16 protein-coding genes and 1 pseudogene are annotated in these 16214 nt (G+C 68.7%); 9 read left to right on the forward strand and 8 right to left on the reverse strand.

The features are described from left to right. Nucleotides 1-43 precede the first annotated feature (43 nt). Complete coding sequence (locus ACWEVR_RS00380) at nt 44-2311, forward strand: ATP-dependent DNA ligase (RefSeq protein WP_452465228.1); 2268 nt, start codon at nt 44-46, stop codon at nt 2309-2311. Between the two features lie 74 nt (nt 2312-2385). After that, nucleotides 2386-2565: an antitoxin gene (locus ACWEVR_RS00385; RefSeq protein ID WP_225281792.1), complete on the forward strand. Its 180-nt coding sequence runs from the start codon at nt 2386-2388 to the stop codon at nt 2563-2565. 79 nt (nt 2566-2644) lie between these two features. Here the strand turns inward: ACWEVR_RS00385 and ACWEVR_RS00390 are convergent, their stop codons facing one another. The 4 genes from ACWEVR_RS00390 to ACWEVR_RS00405 all read right to left on the reverse strand — a co-directional run bounded on the left by ACWEVR_RS00390 (nt 2645) and on the right by ACWEVR_RS00405 (nt 7203). Next, nucleotides 2645-3280 (reverse strand): ammonium transporter, encoded by a 636-nt coding sequence (locus ACWEVR_RS00390; RefSeq protein WP_452465229.1) that lies wholly within the window; start codon nt 3278-3280, stop codon nt 2645-2647. A 211-nt stretch (nt 3281-3491) separates the two neighbouring features. After that, nucleotides 3492-4232 (reverse strand): energy-coupling factor transporter transmembrane component T family protein, encoded by a 741-nt coding sequence (locus tag ACWEVR_RS00395; protein ID WP_452465230.1) that lies wholly within the window; start codon nt 4230-4232, stop codon nt 3492-3494. Continuing rightward, nucleotides 4229-6322 (reverse strand): ATP-binding cassette domain-containing protein, encoded by a 2094-nt coding sequence (locus ACWEVR_RS00400; protein WP_452465231.1) that lies wholly within the window; start codon nt 6320-6322, stop codon nt 4229-4231. Before ACWEVR_RS00400 ends, ACWEVR_RS00395 begins: the two co-directional genes overlap by 4 nt. A gap of 101 nt (nt 6323-6423) precedes the next feature. Beyond that, nucleotides 6424-7203 (reverse strand): metallophosphoesterase, encoded by a 780-nt coding sequence (locus tag ACWEVR_RS00405; RefSeq protein WP_452465232.1) that lies wholly within the window; start codon nt 7201-7203, stop codon nt 6424-6426. A gap of 249 nt (nt 7204-7452) precedes the next feature. On the opposite strand from ACWEVR_RS00405, the gene ACWEVR_RS00410 reads away from it, so the two are divergent. Further along, a complete protein-coding gene (locus ACWEVR_RS00410; protein WP_452465233.1) occupies nt 7453-7806 on the forward strand; it encodes a DUF4333 domain-containing protein in 354 nt (117 codons plus the stop codon). On the opposite strand, the gene ACWEVR_RS00415 is transcribed toward ACWEVR_RS00410, so the two are convergent. Continuing rightward, the gene (locus ACWEVR_RS00415) at nt 7796-8563 is read right to left on the reverse strand and encodes an RluA family pseudouridine synthase (RefSeq protein WP_452465674.1); all 768 of its coding nucleotides are present in this window, start codon (nt 8561-8563) and stop codon (nt 7796-7798) included. The two genes, ACWEVR_RS00410 and ACWEVR_RS00415, sit on opposite strands and share 11 nt — an antisense overlap. Before the next feature lie 152 nt (nt 8564-8715). Further along, nucleotides 8716-9702, reverse strand: coding sequence for an adenylate/guanylate cyclase domain-containing protein (locus tag ACWEVR_RS00420; protein ID WP_452465234.1), 987 nt, complete (start codon nt 9700-9702; stop codon nt 8716-8718). A 193-nt stretch (nt 9703-9895) separates the two neighbouring features. Here ACWEVR_RS00420 and ACWEVR_RS00425 point away from each other — a divergent pair, with 193 nt between their 5' ends. After that, nucleotides 9896-10792: an NAD(P)-dependent oxidoreductase gene (locus ACWEVR_RS00425; protein WP_452465235.1), complete on the forward strand. Its 897-nt coding sequence runs from the start codon at nt 9896-9898 to the stop codon at nt 10790-10792. On the opposite strand, the gene ACWEVR_RS00430 is transcribed toward ACWEVR_RS00425, so the two are convergent. After that, a complete protein-coding gene (locus ACWEVR_RS00430) occupies nt 10756-11490 on the reverse strand; it encodes a MerR family transcriptional regulator (protein WP_452465236.1) in 735 nt (244 codons plus the stop codon). The genes ACWEVR_RS00425 and ACWEVR_RS00430 overlap by 37 nt on opposite strands. Before the next feature lie 61 nt (nt 11491-11551). Here ACWEVR_RS00430 and ACWEVR_RS00435 point away from each other — a divergent pair, with 61 nt between their 5' ends. Beyond that, nucleotides 11552-11983 (forward strand): DUF6194 family protein, encoded by a 432-nt coding sequence (locus tag ACWEVR_RS00435; protein ID WP_452465238.1) that lies wholly within the window; start codon nt 11552-11554, stop codon nt 11981-11983. 37 nt (nt 11984-12020) lie between these two features. On the opposite strand, the gene ACWEVR_RS00440 is transcribed toward ACWEVR_RS00435, so the two are convergent. Further along, nucleotides 12021-12650 (reverse strand): TetR/AcrR family transcriptional regulator, encoded by a 630-nt coding sequence (locus ACWEVR_RS00440; protein WP_452465239.1) that lies wholly within the window; start codon nt 12648-12650, stop codon nt 12021-12023. 149 nt (nt 12651-12799) lie between these two features. On the opposite strand from ACWEVR_RS00440, the gene abc-f reads away from it, so the two are divergent. The 4 genes and pseudogenes from abc-f to ACWEVR_RS00460 all read left to right on the forward strand — a co-directional run bounded on the left by abc-f (nt 12800) and on the right by ACWEVR_RS00460 (nt 16203). Next, nucleotides 12800-14401, forward strand: a complete 1602-nt coding sequence (gene abc-f, locus ACWEVR_RS00445; protein WP_452465240.1) for a ribosomal protection-like ABC-F family protein — start codon at nt 12800-12802, stop codon at nt 14399-14401. Nucleotides 14402-14418: 17 nt separating this feature from the next. Next, nucleotides 14419-15057: pseudogene (locus tag ACWEVR_RS00450) on the forward strand (CatB-related O-acetyltransferase); the annotation flags it as partial. Nucleotides 15058-15089: 32 nt separating this feature from the next. After that, on the forward strand, nt 15090-15257 hold the full coding sequence (locus ACWEVR_RS00455) for a DUF4236 domain-containing protein (RefSeq protein WP_084457272.1): 168 nt from the start codon (nt 15090-15092) through the stop codon (nt 15255-15257). Between the two features lie 325 nt (nt 15258-15582). Next, nucleotides 15583-16203: an N-acetyltransferase family protein gene (locus tag ACWEVR_RS00460; protein WP_452465241.1), complete on the forward strand. Its 621-nt coding sequence runs from the start codon at nt 15583-15585 to the stop codon at nt 16201-16203. Nucleotides 16204-16214: the final 11 nt, after the last annotated feature.

A 16214-nucleotide genomic window follows, 5' to 3' on the forward strand; every position in this document is an offset into this window, starting at 1 on the left:
GCGGGGGCCGCGACGACGCGGCCCCCGCCGCCGGGCCACGTCGATGGTCCGCCGCGAGTTCCGTGGTGCGCCGGGTGAACCGGACGTCGAGGTCGAGCTCAGCAACCTCGACAAGGTGTTGTACCCGGCCACCGGAACGACCAAAGGTGAAGTGATCGCCTACTATTCGGCGATCACCGATGCCATCGCGCCGCATGTCGCCGGTCGTGCGGTCACCAGGAAGCGCTGGCCCAACGGGGTGGATCACCCCGATTTCTTCGAGAAGAACTTGCCCGAGCACGCGCCCGCGTGGTTGCACCGCGCCGCGCTCGAGCATTCCAGCCGCCGGGTGGTGTACCCGCTCATCGATTCCGAGGCGGCGATGGCCTGGCTCGGGCAGCAGGCGGCGCTGGAAATCCATGTGCCGCAATGGCGTTTCGAGGACGGCGAGCGCGGTCCGGCCACCCGCATCGTGTTCGACCTCGATCCCGGGCCGGGTGCGGGCCTGGTCGAATGTGCCACTGTCGCGCTGGCCGTACGGGACATGGTCGGGGAGATCGGGATGCGCGCCTTTCCCGTGACCAGTGGCAGCAAGGGAATCCACCTCTACGTACCGCTGGACCGGCCGGTGAGTTCACGTGGCGCGTCGACGGTCGCCAAACAGGTGGCGACGAATCTGGAGAAGCTGCACCCCGACCTCGTCACCGCGACGATGGCGAAGTCGGCGCGGGGCGGCAAGGTGTTCCTCGACTGGAGCCAGAACAACGCCGCCAAGACGACCATCGCGCCCTATTCGCTGCGTGGACGCACCGAACCCAATGCCGCCGCCCCGCGCGACTGGGCCGAGATCGAGGACGCGAAGTCGTTGCGGCAGTTGCGTTTCGACGAAGTGCTCGCGCGCTGGAAAGCCGACGGCGACCTGCTGGCCGACCTCGACCCACCGCTGCCCGCCCGTCCCGACTCGCTCACCAAGTACCGCAGCATGCGCGACCCGGGGCGCACGCCGGAACCGGTCCCAGCCACCGCTCCCGAGCGTGGTTCCGACGACCGGTTCGTCATCCAGGAACACCACGCCCGCCGCCTGCACTGGGATGTGCGCCTCGAACGCGACGGTGTCCTCGCCTCCTGGGCCGTCCCGAAGGGCCCACCGACCGAGCCGAAACACAACCGCCTGGCCGTGCGCACCGAGGACCATCCGCTCGAATACCTCGACTTCCACGGCACCATCCCCAAGGGCGAGTACGGCGCCGGGGAGATGACGATCTGGGATTCGGGCACCTACCGCACCGAGAAGTGGCGCGACGACGAGGTGATCGTCGAGTTCGACGGCAAGAAGGTGCGCGGTCGCTACGCCTTCATCCAGACCAAGGGCGACCAGTGGCTGATGCACTACATGCGCGACCAAGGCGCCCGGGAAACGCTGTCCGACACCGGTTCCCGGGCGTTCCCGCACGGCTTGTCGCCGATGCTCGCGACCGCCGGGGACGTGGAGTCGTTGCAGCCCCCGGAGTGGGAGTTCGAGACCAAGTGGGACGGGTTCCGGGTGATCGTCGAGATCGACGACGGCACCGTCACCGTGCGCAGCAGGCGCGGCAACACTGTCACCGCCCGGTACCCGCGCCTGGCCGCGCTGGCCGCCGAACTGGCCGGGCACCGCGTGGTGCTCGACGGGGAGGCGGTCGTCTTCGACGACAACGGGCTCTCGGATATCTCCGCGCTCCAGGCGGATTCGGCCCGCGCGATCTTCGTCGCCTTCGATGTCCTCTACCTCGACGGCACCTCGCTGCTCCGCAAGAAATACAGCGACCGCCGGGTGGTCCTCGAGGCATTGGGACAACTGGCGCCCTCGATGCGGATCTCCGAACGGCTCGGCGGTTCCGGGGCCGAGGCGATGGAGCAGAGCCGCGAACAGGGGCAGGAGGGCGTGGTCGCCAAGCGCGTCGACTCGGTGTATCAGCCGGGCAAACGCAGCCAGACCTGGATCAAACAGCGCAACTGGCGATCCAGGGAGGTGGTGATCGGTGGGTGGCGGTCGAGCGCGGCCCGCCCGTTCAAGTCCTTGCTCGTCGGCATTCCGCACGACGACGACTTCGTCTACGTCGGCCGGGTCGGCACCGGGTTCGATTCCGAACAGCAACGCCGCATCGCCGAGCAGCTGCAACGTCTGCGCCGCAAGACTTCACCGTTCACCAACGAGATGACGGCGGAGGAGATCAAGGACGCCGAGTGGGTCACGCCGAGCGTCACCGGCATCGTGCGGTTCCAGGCGTGGACCGATACGGGACGCCTGTGGCATCCGATCTGGGACGGTGTGACAAGTTCGCCACGATGATGCTCGCGCGTGAAAGCTGCGCTGTTGCTAGGGTGATCGCGTTGTACCCGGTTCGAATCAGCGAGGAGTACGCGGTGGATTTCAAGAACCTGGCGGACAAGGCGATGGGCCTTGCCTCCCAGCACGCCGACAAGGTCGACGACGTCATCGAGAAGGCCGGTGACGTGGTGGACAACAAGACCGGCGGCAAGTTCGCCGGTCAGGTGGATTCGGCTCAGGAAGCGGCGAAGAACGCGCTGCGTGACAAGGCCTGAGGCCGACGGCGGGCCGGCCGCCACCGGCCCGCCGGACCAACGCGCTGAGAGTTTGCTCCCAGCGCGTTGTCTGCGGGGATTACCCGGTCTGCGCCCAGCGGGTGGTGCCCGGGGGAGCGGTCAAGGTGTTGATCAGGTCGATGCCCGCGACGATCAGGGTCGGCCCACCGGCGACGATGGTGCCGATGATCGCACCGACGGACGCACCGGTGATGAGGCCAGGCAGTGCGCCGACGCCGCCCGCGGCCGCGCCGACGACGAGGCCGATCACCGCGCCGATGGCCATGCCGACGAAGCTGCCGATGGCGGTGGCCAGGCCGAAGGTCGAGGCGAAATTAGCCTGCGCCGCATAGTTTTCCGAGGGCGAGGCGACCGGGGTGAGGTTGGGGCGCGCGGTGGCCGCGTCCTTCACGGCGGTCAGTTCGAGCTTGCGGCCCTCGTCGCTGACCGCGTGCGGCAGCGGGTACTCGAGGGCGCCGTCGCGCACCGAAAGCGGCAGCGACAGCAGGGTGGCGCCTGCTTCGTCGCGGACCTGAACGGCGCCGTCGGTGAGGGTGAAGGTGCCGTGCGTGAGGGTGGTGACAACAGTGTTGCCGATGAGTTCGGTGCGGTACTCGACGCTCGGCGGCACCGGTTCGGCGTTCGCAACGCCGGTGCCGACGAGTGCTGCCGCGAGCACCGGAATGGCGACCGCGGCGATCTTACGGATGATCATGTGAACATTCCCATCTGGTTTTCATCAGGAGACGTGCCCAAACGAAGGCGCCGCGTTCGTTGCTTCCCCCGAGAAGCGAGCGTCGGCACGTGAAAGCGGTCCAGCTCGGTTGTCGATTGAACGCTAGTCGTCTCGATGGTGTCTCACAGAGGAATTCAGATTTTAAACATGAAATTCCTCATAGATATACGCTATTACGAGCCGTGCTCGTTCACAGTGCGGCGTTGAGCCCGAGCGCACCCGCGCAGACCGCGAAGACGATCATGAGGGCGACGGCATCGCGCCTGGTCGGGGCGCTGGGATGGGCCGTCAGCATGCCCGTGCCACCACGCGCGGTGATGGCCTCGGCCAGCTCGCCCGCCCGCCGCGACGACACCGCCATGCACGCGGTGAGAATGTCGATGAGCGGATTCGCGTCGGAGGCGCGATGCAGCAGGCTCTCCTTGGGGCGCAGCTTGCGAGCCGCGCGCAGCACCTGGATCTCGTCGAGCAGCAGCGGCAGCCCGCGCAGGGTGAGCGCGACGACCACCGCCCATTCGTCGACCGGCAGCCGCAGCTTGCGCAGCGGCGCACCGAGCTTGGCCAGCGCCGGGGCCACCTCACCCATCGGGGTGGTGAACGCGATCAGCAGCGAGGCCGCGACCAGCACCAGGCCGAACACGACCACCTGCGCGTAGACCAGCACCCCACGCGTTCCGTTGGGGATGTTGACCAGCGCGCCGAACACGATCAGTCCCCAGAACCACAGCGGCAGGCGCGGCAGCGCGCCCAGCGGAATCCTGGCCAGCACGGCGATCGCGATCAGGAACGCGATGATCACGCCGAGCACCGGCCACGCGGGCCAGAACATCAGCAGCAGGCTGATGGTGAACGCCGCGATCATCTTGGTGCCTGCCCACAGGCGGTGCACCACGCTGTTCACGGGTACCTCGCGCAACAAAACGGTGCTCATCGGGCCACTCCGTTCCCCGGTTCGTTGCGTGAATTGTCCAGTCGCCACAGCGGTTCGGTGTGCGCGGCGACAGCGCCGACGGTCTGGCGCGCGGTCTCGACGATCACCCCGGAATCCAGGTGGACGGTGCGATCGCACACCACCGACACATCGGCCACATCGTGGGAGATGACGATCAGGGTGAGGCCCGAATCACGCAGGCGGGCAAGCAGTTCCACCACTTCGGCGCGGCCCTGCGGGTCGAGCCCGGCCAGCGGTTCGTCCAGGACGACGACCTGGGGATGGCTGGCGACCATCGCCGCGAGCACCACCCGTTTGGCCTGACCGCCGCTGAGTTCGTCGACCGAGCGGGCCGCGAAGGCGCGGTCGAGGCCGACCGCGTCGAGCGCGCGGCCCACCGCGCCGGAACCGGTGGCCTTGCCGCCCCAGTCGGCGATCTCCTCGCCGACCGTCTGCTTCTGCAGTTGCAGGCGGGAATGCTGGAACGCCAGGGTGACGCGCCCGATCTGCTTGTCGACCGGGGTGCCGCGCAGTTCGCAGCGGCCCTCGCTCGGGGCGATCAGGCCGGCGATGATCCACGCCAGCGTCGACTTGCCCGACCCGTTGCCGCCGACCACGAGCAGTGCCTCGCCGCGGCGCACCGACAGGTCGACACCGTGCAGCGCCGGTGCCTCCCACGGTGTGCCCCGGTTGTAGGTGTGGCGCACGTCGGTGAGCTCGAGGATGGGTTCGCCCATCGGTGCCCGGCGCCGGTCGCGGGCCGGTTGCGGCCAGGCCGCGAGCCGGTCGACCATGCGGCCCTGCGCCAGGTGGATCACCCGGCCCGCGGCGCTCGCGTCGGCTTCGTGGTGGGTCACCAGGACCACGGCGGTGCCGTGCCGCTCGGGCAGCCGGGCCAGCAGGGCCACCAGGTCGCGGCGGCCGTCCGGATCGATCATCGAGGTGGCTTCGTCGGCGATCAGCAGGGCCGGGCGCCGGGCCAGGGCCGCGGCGACGGCGAGGCGCTGCTGCTGGCCACCGGAGAGGGTGGCGGTTTCGCGGCGGCCCATGCCGTCGAGGCCGACCTCGGCGAGCAGCGCGTCCACGTCGACCTGGGCGGCGAGTTCGGGCGGCAGGCCCCACACCACGTCGTCGGCGACGGAGACACCGAGGGTCTGGCTCTCGGGACGTTGCAGCACCAGCGCGGTGCCGCCGAGTTTGCCGAGGCCCGCGGAGCCCGGCCGGTCGACGGCGCCGGAGGTCGGTGGTCTGCCCGCGAGCACCCGGGTGAGCGTGGATTTGCCCGACCCGTTGTGCCCGACCACGGCGACGAACTCGCCGGGCCGGATGGTGAGGTCGATATCGGCGAGCGCATCGGTGGCGGCTCCCGGATACCGGAAACCGACGCCGTGCAGACAGACGGGCAGCGGCGCGATCTGCCGGTCGTCCTCGGGTGCGTCGAGGCGGTCGCTGCCCGGCAGCCACCGCAGCCGGTCGAGCACCGAGCCGAGCACGAACCAGGAGACGACGGTGCTCACGAACACGCCGAGCGCGACGGAGCCGCCGATGTAGAGCCACCACCAGCGCAGCACGGCCTCGGTGGCCTCGGTCGCCATCCGGCCGAGGGGTTCGAGCTGCGCCTGTCGTTCGGCGAGGTTGTTGATGCCCTCGGCGGTGCTGCGGATGGCGTCGAAGAACAGCTGCCTGGTCCTGGCGAACAGCAGCAGGCTCGCCACGGAGAACATCCCCCAGCCGAGGCCCGCGACCAGCCCGAGCGCCAGCACGGCGGCGAATCCGCCACCTCGTCGTTTGACGATGCCGACGATCCCGGCGACGGTCGCGGCGCCGAGCACCCCGAGCGCGGGCATGATCCCCGCCGCCACGAATGTCACCAGTCCGGCGGCGACGGTCGCGGTGACCAGCGCCCGCAGCCGGTACCGGTGGGCAAGCAGCCCCAGCGGAACGGCCGCGACCAGCTGCAACGCGGCCGCCATCGGCACCAGCGACCCCACGGTGATGAGGCCGACGGTGAGCCCCGCCATCACCGCCCCGGTGGCCAGCTCGATGGGACGCAGTGGTCCGCGAGGAAGATCCGCGGGCTTGTGATTCACGTGTCCAGTCTGCCAGGGGGTTGCCCCACCGGGATATGCGCGGCGTGTGGATTATGTGAGGATCCGGTGTGCCCACCTGGTGGTGGGCACGGCGCGCAGGCTCAGATCCGGGGTTCGGCCAGCCAGCCGCCCATCGCCACCGTGCGGAAATGGGTTGTCAGAGCGTGGTTTTCGTCGATGACATGCAGCGCGATGGCCGGGTCGGGTGCGTAGTCCATCACGCGGTGCGGCGGGGTGATCTCCCATTCGCCGCCGAGGACCGAGGCGGTGCTCGGGCAGGTGATCATCGGCTTGCCCGCGAAGGTGGTGGCGATGGGGGAGTGGGCGTGGCCGGTGAGCACGCCGATGATGCGCTGGTCGCCCGCGACGATGGCGGCCAGGCGACCGGGATCGGCCAGGGCGATCACGTCGACGATCGGGCTGAACAGGTGGTTCGGTGGGTGGTGCAGGGCGATGAGGATCGGGCCGTCGGCGGGCGCCTCGGCCAGGGCGGCGCGTAGCCACGCGTACGTGTCATCGGACAGTGCACCGCTCGGCTCGCCGGGGATGCTGGAATCGAGCATGAGGATGGTCAGCGGGCCGACGCGGTTGGCGCTGTTGACGGGTGCCGTGGAGGCGGGCTCGCCGAGCAGGCCGGTGCGGAAGTTCGCGCGGTCGTCGTGGTTGCCGGGAAGCAGGTAGACCGGGATGTCGGCGGTCAGGGCCAGGCGCGCCTCGGCGTACTGCTCGGGTCTGCCGGAATCGGTGATGTCGCCGGTGACGAGGATGACGTCGGGCCTGCGCGGCAGGTCCGCCAGATAGCCCATCACCGCCTCGACCCGTTCGGTATTGCGTGCGCTGAGGTCGAAATGGGTGTCGCTGAGCTGAGCCGCCAGGATCATCGGCAGTCGCTTTCTTCTCTGGGATCGCTCCGTTGCGTCAGAGTGCGCCGGGATGACTCATCGGCACCCTTCAAGGCTAGATGACCTGCGCTTATTCGTCTGCATGAGCCGTACCACGGACCGAAACCCATCGGCTGGTCTGTGTGCGTTTTCACCGCGCGCAAGCTCGCGTTCTCCTGCGCGAATCAGCCTGTTGTAGTAAGTGTATTCCGCTGAGTGGGATCGGATGTTTGCTCGGGCGTCGAATCCGTGAAGTGCCCGCGTCTGGCCGACGAACCGGCCACGGGCGACACCTTCATCTGTGTGGCCAAGGTCGAGGACAAAGAAGTGCGCGTGGATGTGCGCGTCGAGGACGACGAAGGCTCGGTGGAGTACAAGAGCCGCGATATCGCGTTCGACCTGGCGGCGACCGCGGCCGGCATCAGCACCGAAGCCTCGAACCAGCTCGGTTTCGCGGTGACCGTCGACTGCGGTCAGGGCCTGAAGATCGCCGAGGTCGGCAGCACCTTCACCTGTACAGCGGTCGAGGCCGAGGGCGATACGGCGACCGTCGTGGTCACCGCGCGCAACGACGGCAGCAGCAGCTGGGAGATCACCGGGTAGCAACGGTGCGGCGGTCGGCCTCGGCCAGCAGGTGCGCTGCTTCGTCGGGGTCGGTGGTGAACGGTGCCCAGAAGTCGGGGCCCGGGGTGGCGCGCAGGTCGAGGACGGGTGGGGTGAGCCAGTCGGCGTCCAGTTGCAGCCGCCAGGAGTGCAGATGGGTGCGGGGGAGGGCGGCGGTGCGGTCGAACAGGGGGTCGCCCAGGATCGGGTGGCCGGTCCAGGCGAGCTGCACGCGGATCTGGTGTCGTCGGCCGGTCACCGGTCGAAGTGCGAGCAGGGCTCGATCGTCCTTGCGCGCGACGGTGGTGAACCTGGTGAGCGAGGGGTAGTTCTTGGCGGGCAGCAGGTCGGCGTCGTCGACGAACCAGCGCTCGCCTTCGCGGCGGATCGCCTCGCGCGGCGCCGCGATCCGCACCCGGTTCTTGCGTCCCACGCTCAACGGCAGGTCGAGTTCGCCCTGGTCGGGCAGGTCTTCTCCGGACACGATCGCCAGGTACGCCTTGCGTGCGGTCTGCTTGTTGAACTGCCGGGTGAGCTGCCCGTGCGCCTTCAAGTCGGTCGCCAGCAGCACCAGCCCCGAGGTCACCTTGTCGATCCGGTGCACCGGGTACACCTGCGTCCCCGCCGCCTGCGCGATCTCGACCAGATCGGTGTCGTGCCGCTCCCCGGTCACCGAAATACCCGACGGCTTGTTCAGCGCCACCACCGCGTCATCGGCGAACACCGTGTACGCCTCGCGCACACTCAGCCAATCCATCTCCACCACAACACCCTAGAGAACGGTGTCGCTGTCTCCGTCGCGGTGGTCGATGCGACGCGTCCGCTCGGCGATCTGCTCGCGAAGGTCGGCGCGCGTCTCGTCCGCTTCGCGTGTTCTGCCGCTGTGGAAGACCGGCAATGGTTCCGGGTTCACGCGCGGCGAAGGCGGTGGGGGCGCAGGCGGTTGAAGCCGCGGACGCGGACGCTGCGCAGGTGACGGATGGCGAATTCGGGGTGGTCGGCGAGGGCCTCGGCGGCGGCGTCGTCGATGAGGATGTTGGCGGGGCGGGCGACGCCGGTGAGGCGGGCGGCGATATTGACCACCGAGCCGTACAGGTCGCCGAAGCGTTGCAGGACCTCACCGTAGGCGAAGGCGACGCGCAGTTCGGGGGTGCCGCCGACGAGCATGGTCGACTCCTGGATGGCCAGCGCGATCCGGGCCGCGTCGACCGCGTTCTCGGCGGCGAACATCACCTCGTCGCCCACGTTCTTGATCACCCAGCCGCCGTTGTCGGTGATCGCGGCGGTGGTGGTCGACTCGAAAGCCTCCAGCAGCGTGGACAATTCGTCGGGATGCAGGTGCCGGGTGAGCCGGGTGAAACCGACCATGTCGGCGAAGCCGACGGCCAGGGTGCGGGTGGATCCGTCCCCGGCGTCGTCGATGGAACGGGCGATGGCGGCCACCAGATGCCTGCGCCACACATACGCCTGTAGCTGCTCGACCTCGGCGAGGGTGTCCTCGGCGGCGGCCCTGATCCGCTCGGCCACGGGCAGGGCGGGATCGGCCGCCTCCGCGCGGACCGCGACCTCGGCGAGCACCAGGTCGGCCTGCCATTCGGCCAGCCGCGCCAGGCCCTGACCGATGGTGCGCGCCGCCGCCGCCTGCTGCCGGAGATTCGACGCCGCAACCACTTTCATGCCGCGGAAGGTGCTGACCGAGTCGATATCGATCTGGGCGTAGTCGACGGCTTCCTCGGAGTTGGCGGGGAAACCGAGCGCCGTCCACAGCCGTCGGGATTCGCTCTCCGGTACGCCGGAGAGCTCGGCCACCTGGGTCCGGTTGAACCGTCGTGGGCCGCCCAGTAGCGCCTCCTCGACGATGCGCTGTACCAATTCGGTCATCTCGGGCTCCGGCATACCTGAAACTTTACGGCTACCGGCTGGACACCCGGGGATGCTCACCTTCGGCCTTGGCAGGGTTCACAACAATGACGCCCCACACAATTGTTCAGCCACCGGCGCCCTGACCTGGACGATTACCTGCGGGTGAGCTAGGGACGGGAAAAGTGCGTACTTCTGCGCCGCCCGGATGGCGCCCACACTCGGATCCATGAACAACGTGACCGTGCTCGGCACCGGCGCGATGGGCACCGCGATCGCCCAGGCCTTTCTCGCCGCCGGCTACCGCACCCATGTCTGGAACCGCAGCCCCGAGCGCACCACGGCCCTGGTGGCGGCGGGTGCGATCGCCCATCCTGCCGTCGCCGATGCCGTCGCCGCGAGCCGGGTGATCGTGGGGACCATGACGACCTTCGCCGCCACCCGCGACAGCCTGGACGGCACCGGTGAACTCGCGGGCCGCGATCTCATCACCCTGAACAGCGGAACACCGGCACAGGCACGGCAATTCGCACGCTTCGCGCATTGCGTGGGCGCGCGTTACCTCGGTGGCGCGATCAAGAACGTGCCATCGGCCGTCGGAAACTTCGACACCCTGCTGTATTTCGGTGGCGACCGCGCCGTCTTCGACACCCATGTCGAGACCTTGCGCGTGCTCGGCGGCGACGTCGAATTCCTCGGCCCGGACCCCGACCTGGCCGCCCTCTACGAATCCGCCGTCGGCGCAACACTTCTGCCCACCCTGCTCGGCATCTTCGAGGGGGCGGCGATCCTTGCCTCCCGCGGAATCCCGGCCGAGGCGATGGTCGGGTACTCGGCGAAATGGTTGCGGATGATCGAATCCCTGCTGCCGATCCTGGCCACCGAGATCGACACCCAGGACTACAGCCGCCTCGGCGCCACCGTCAACCTGTTCCACACGGCGGTCCCCGACGACACCCAGCTGGCGGCGGAGACGGGCATCGATATGAGCTGGCACGAACCCATCCACCACCTGCTCCGTTGCGCGGTCGCCGAGGGGCGTGGTGACCAGAGCATCACCGCCCTGTTCGAGTTGCTCGCCGCCGGTACTCAGCAGAGCGCGCGAGCTCGGGGGTTGTGCGGCTGATCCCGCAGGACCTCCGTCAGGGCCGCCGCCGCTGCGACGAGCGCCCTGGATCGTCGGGTGAGTGCGGCCTCTCGGGTGGCGAGGGCGTCGCGTAGTTCTCCCGGCCCGCTGCGCCGGAACTGGGTGAGCACCGTGCGCAGGGTGGTTATGCCGTAACCCGCACGCCGTAATTGGTGCACGATCCTGGCGTCGCGCACCTGTTCGGGCGTGTATCGCCGCGCGCCTTTCAAGCGCTGGGGAACGACCAAACCCGCTGCGTCCCAATGCCGCAGCGTGGAGGTTCGGATCCCGAGCGCATCGGCGAGTTCGGCGATGCCGAGTGCGTCGGAGTCGCGCACATCCGCGATCGGTTCGGCTCCGATACCGGCCGCCGCCCGCACCGCGAGCGCCAGCTCACCGCGTTCGGTGTGCAGGGCGGCGTGGGCCGCGTCGAGCCCGGCCAGTGCCCGCTCGGTTTCCCCGGCGACGGCATCGCGCATGATCGCCTTCGCCGCCACCGGGCCGGTCCCTTCTACCAGCGCGCGATACGCCCGGGCGGCCGCGACATGCGCGTCTCGATAGTTCCGGTGGCCGCCCGGTGACCGTTGCGCGGCGGGCAGCACACCGTCGTTCTCGAGGTCGCGCACCTGCTGCACCGAGTAACCGGCCGCCCGCGCCACATCGACCGTCCGCTTCCGGGGCGAATGTAGCTTTGTCATCAGTTCTCCTGGCGGTATCGCGTCCAAGTCCACACAAGCACTTCAATGTGACGCTTGAAGCATGCAGATCACCGAGATCGACGACTTCGTGAGCGGACTCGACGGTGTGCTCGCCCTGCGACCCACCGAGGGCAGCGACTTCCCCGAGATCAGCTGGGGCGACATCTTCTACTACTACGCCCCGGACGGCGTGGTGCCCCGTGGCCAGCCCTTCGCCACGATCGTCACCAAGAACTATCCCGACGACACCGGCTCCGACCTGGACCGTCCCGGTGTCTTCCGGGTGAATATGGCCGTCACCGAGGACACCTTTGCCGCGTACGCCGGCAATACGCTGGCCGACGACACCTTCGTTCCGCACCCGCTTTACGGCCGTGCCCACTGGCTCTGCATCACCGACCCCGGCCCGGACTCGGGCGAAATGCTCTGCGCCCTCCTGCGAGGAGCGCACGCCCGCGACAGATCACGTGCCGATCGACGTTCGGCACGCTAGCCGGGCCGGTTGCAGCGCCGCCCTGGCGGTGGTCCGGCTACCGGTCACCGGAACCTTCCTTGCCTGTCGTCGGGTGATTTCCGCTGAACGCGCCCGCGCGGGCGGCTACGGCGGTGCTGTTCGCCGCCCGCGCGGGCAATCCCGGATCAGGGCTGGTGCGCAGCAGCATCAGACAGTGGTAGATCGGGGCCGTCGCGGCGATGAGCAGGGCGCGGGCATCGGTGTCGGCGGGGATCTCGCCCCGTTCCGCGGCCCGCTCCACGACGATCTCACACTGCGCGTAACGGTCCTCCCACATCCGCGCGAGCCCCTGTGCGGCCTCCATCGACCGGAACGACACCGCGATCAGCGCCGACGCGATCGACGGTTCCGCGAGCAACGACTCCTGGATCTCCTCGTTCAGCGCGGTCAGATCCCCGGCGAGCGAACCGGTATCGCGCGGCTGCCAGTCCAGATCACCCGCCGCCGCGATGACATCGGCGAGCAGCCCGCCCACATTGCGCCACCGCCGGTACACGGTGGTCCGATGCACACCGGCGCGCTCGGCGACCGAGTCGATGGTCAACGCGTCGTAGCCGTTCTCGGCCAGCTCGGCGCTGACAGCGGCCAGTACCTGCTCCCGGTTGCGGGCGGTGCGGCCACCCGGGCGCGGTTTCGGTTCGCTCATGAATCTTCTTCTTGCTCGCGGGGAAATCCTGTGGCACCATGCTAATGCAATTGTTGTCGCACTAGTGAGGTTGCCGATGCTCCTTCGAAGCGTTCATCACGTCCTGCGGTCCGCTCGGTCCGCGTCCTCGAATGCTTCGGAGTGCTTGTATGCCAACCCAACTCACCGCTCGTGCGGTCAGCAAATCCTTCCTTGGGCGCCCGGTCCTCGATGAGGTGACGTGTGCGTTCGCCACGGGCGAGCGCACCGGGATCATCGGCGAGAACGGTTCGGGCAAGTCCACCCTGCTGCGCCTGCTGGCCGGTCGCGAACTGCCCGATTCCGGCGAGGTGACGGTCCGGGCCGACGGTGGCATCGGCTACCTCGCCCAGGACGAGGAACTTTCACCGCACCTCACCGTGCAGCAGATCATCGACCGCGCCCTGGCCGACCTGCGTGCCATCGAGGCCCGCCTGCGAACGCTGGAAGCCACGATGGCCGACGGTGACGGGATGGCCGAATATGCGCAGCTGACAACGCTTTTCGAGCTGCGTGGCGGTTACGACGCCGAAGTCGAGGTGGAACGGGCCCTGCACGGTCTCGGTCTCGGGCTCGTCGCCCGCGATCGCCGCGTCGGCGACCTGTCCGGTGGCGAACAGGTCCGATTGCGGTTGGCCTCGGTGCTGGCGGCGGGCACCGAGGTGCTGCTGCTCGACGAGCCGACCAACCACCTCGACGACACCGCCATGACCTGGCTCGAAGACCACCTGCGCACCCGTCGCGGCACCGTCGTCGCGGTGTCGCACGACCGGCGGTTCCTCGAACGCGTCGCCACCGACCTGCTCGAGGTCGACGCCGACCGCAGACGAGTTGTCCGCTACGGCAACGGTTACGCGGGCTACCTCACCGAGAAAGCGGCGGCCAGGCAACGCTGGGAGCAGGCCCACGAACAGTGGCAGGCCGATATCGCCCGCCTGCGCGAGACCGCCGCGACCACCGCACGCGCGGTGGCACCGGGCCGGGCGATGAAGGACAACAACAAGATGGCCTACGACCGGGCCGGGGGTCGCGTGCAGCAGTCGTTGGCCAGCCGTGTCCGCAATGCGGAGGAACGTTTGCGGCGGTTGCTGGCCGACCCGGTACCCGCACCGCCGCAGCCGCTGCGGTTCACCCCGGTGCTGCGGGCGCGGCGGGTACAGGGGCCGGTGCTCGAAGCGGTCGACGTGGCCGTCGAGGGTCGGCTGCACCGTACGAGCCTGTCGATCGCGGCTGGGGAGCGGGCGCTGATCACCGGCCCCAACGGCGTCGGAAAGTCCACGCTGCTCAGGGTTCTCACCGGTGAAGTCACACCTGACGGTGGCGCCGTGACCCGGCGCGGACGCATCGGCTACCTGGCCCAGGAGCCTTCGTTCCCCGACCCGTCGCAAACCCTCGCCGCTGCCTTCGCGCGCGGTCGCGCGGGCGACGCCGATGAGCACACCGAGCAACTACTCGCCCTCGGCCTGTTCGATCGCGCGCGGCTGGATACCCGCGTGGCCGACCTGTCCACCGGCCAACGCCAACGCCTGGCCCTCGCCCGCCTCGTCACCGAGCCCGTCGACGCCCTGCTCCTCGACGAACCGACCAATCACCTCTCGCCGGCCCTGGTCGAAGACCTGGAAACCGCCCTGAGCACCTATCGCGGTGCACTGCTGGTCGTCAGCCACGACCGCCGTCTGCGTTCACGCTGGCGCGGCGCCCACCTCGCCCTCGGCGCCACCGCCACCGTCTGAATCCCGAAGGAGCCCCCGTGCCCGCACCCGACCCGACCAAACCCCACCCCATTCCCGACCGCACCCGGGTGATGCTGCTGAAACCGCACGTGACCTCGCCGTGGATCGAGGTCGGCGACTTCACCTACTACGACGATCCCGACGACCCGACCGCCTTCGAAACCCGCAACGTCCTCTACAGCTACGGTCCGGAGAAGCTGGTCATCGGCAAGTTCTGTGCCATCGCCACCGGTGCCCGGTTCATCATGAACGGCGCCAACCACCGCATGGACGGCCCGTCGACCTACCCGTTCCCGGTCCTCGGCGGTTCCTGGGCCGACCACATCGACCTGGTCATGGACCTGCCGAGCCGTGGCGACACGGTGATCGGCAACGATGTGTGGATCGGCAACGGCGCGACCTTGATGCCCGGCGTCCGCGTCGGCAACGGGGCGATCATCGGCACCGGCGCCGTGGTCACCGCCGATGTGCCCGACTACGGGATCGTCGGTGGCAACCCAGCCCGACTGATCCGAACCCGTTATCCCGCAGCCGGAGTCGAGCGCCTGCTGGCTTGTGCCTGGTGGGACTGGCCGCTCGACCACATCACCCGCCATATTCGAACTATCATGGCCGGTAGCGTCGATGCATTGGAATCGGCTGCCGCCGAGCTCGATTCGGATCGACGCGCCGAACCGAAAGGCCAGCAATGCCCATCCGATTCCGCCAGCGCAAATCCTTCGGCCCCCTGAAGTTCAATTTCACCCAGTCGGGCCTGTCGTCCTGGGGCATCAAAATCGGCCCCTGGTCCTGGAACTCGCGCACCAGGAAGAACGCCGTCGACCTCCCCGGCCCCCTGAGCTGGCGCCAGCGCTGAGGCCTCAGCCGACCAGGCGCGCGGAGTCCTCTTCGAGCACGGTGGTGATGCTCGCGAGCTCTACCGCGAGGAAGGTCGAAGCGAAACGGGTGCGCCGGTCGGGGTCGGCGCTCACCTTCTCGACACGACCGTAAAGGATTTCGTCGAGAATCCGCGCAGGGCGGCCGTCATGTCAATGCCCCTTGACGCGTAGCGACGTCGCGAAAACCGACAAGTCGTTCCGAATTCTATGCTGAGCAGATGTGCTGAGATAGCCTAACGAAACACAGTCTGCCCGAACGAGTTCCGTGATCCGGCACAGTGGATCCATTGAGGTACAACAGCGTTGAGTTCAGGAAAGAGTCCGATCGTCCGCCCGGCCACCAGGGCCGACATCGACTCCATGGTTGAAGTGCTCGCCGCCGCTTTCGCACAGGACGATCCGATCGACGAGTACGTCTTTCCAGACGAGACCGTCCGGTATCGACGGGCCCCGCGCATGTTGCGCGCCATGATCCGGCACCGCTTTTTGCCCGCAGGCGGGGCCGAGGTGGCGGCGCTCGACGGGCGGGTTGTCGGGGTCCTGCTGTGGTACCCGCAGGGCTATCGTCCGGGTGGCCTGCGCGAAATCATCGCGGGCCCCGAGCTTCTCGTGGCGATGGGGTCCTCGGTGCGTCGCGGTATCGAGGTCGACGCGGCCATGGATCGCGCCGCTCCGCCCGAACCGCACTTCTTCCACGTCTACCTCGGCGCCGACCCGAGCCTGCAGCGCAGCGGTGTGGGCCGGGCGCTGTACGCCTCGTTCACCGACAAGGCCGACCGGCAAGGTGCGTCGATCTGCGGCATCTGCAAAGACGCCAACGTCGGCTACTACGAGGCGCTGGGCAACGAGCGCACCGGATCCGTCCGGCTCGGTGCGTCCGGCCCGGAACTCAACATCATGATTCGCCGCCCGCGGCCGCTCTGACCTCGAGGAAT

The organism is Nocardia sp. NPDC003979 (assembly GCF_053605015.1).

Coding starts and splice junctions, on each gene's coding strand:
- ACWEVR_RS00415 (WP_452465674.1), bottom strand. CDS start 8,563: ATGGATTGGCTGAGTGTGCGCGAGGCGTACACGGTGTTCGCCGATGAC.
- ACWEVR_RS00425 (WP_452465235.1), top strand. CDS start 9,896: ATGAACAACGTGACCGTGCTCGGCACCGGCGCGATGGGCACCGCGATC.
- ACWEVR_RS00440 (WP_452465239.1), bottom strand. CDS start 12,650: ATGAGCGAACCGAAACCGCGCCCGGGTGGCCGCACCGCCCGCAACCGG.
- ACWEVR_RS00380 (WP_452465228.1), top strand. CDS start 44: ATGGTCCGCCGCGAGTTCCGTGGTGCGCCGGGTGAACCGGACGTCGAG.
- ACWEVR_RS00395 (WP_452465230.1), bottom strand. CDS start 4,232: ATGAGCACCGTTTTGTTGCGCGAGGTACCCGTGAACAGCGTGGTGCAC.
- ACWEVR_RS00430 (WP_452465236.1), bottom strand. CDS start 11,490: ATGACAAAGCTACATTCGCCCCGGAAGCGGACGGTCGATGTGGCGCGG.
- ACWEVR_RS00455 (WP_084457272.1), top strand. CDS start 15,090: ATGCCCATCCGATTCCGCCAGCGCAAATCCTTCGGCCCCCTGAAGTTC.
- ACWEVR_RS00435 (WP_452465238.1), top strand. CDS start 11,552: ATGCAGATCACCGAGATCGACGACTTCGTGAGCGGACTCGACGGTGTG.
- ACWEVR_RS00405 (WP_452465232.1), bottom strand. CDS start 7,203: ATGATCCTGGCGGCTCAGCTCAGCGACACCCATTTCGACCTCAGCGCA.
- ACWEVR_RS00420 (WP_452465234.1), bottom strand. CDS start 9,702: ATGCCGGAGCCCGAGATGACCGAATTGGTACAGCGCATCGTCGAGGAG.
- abc-f (WP_452465240.1), top strand. CDS start 12,800: ATGCCAACCCAACTCACCGCTCGTGCGGTCAGCAAATCCTTCCTTGGG.
- ACWEVR_RS00390 (WP_452465229.1), bottom strand. CDS start 3,280: ATGATCATCCGTAAGATCGCCGCGGTCGCCATTCCGGTGCTCGCGGCA.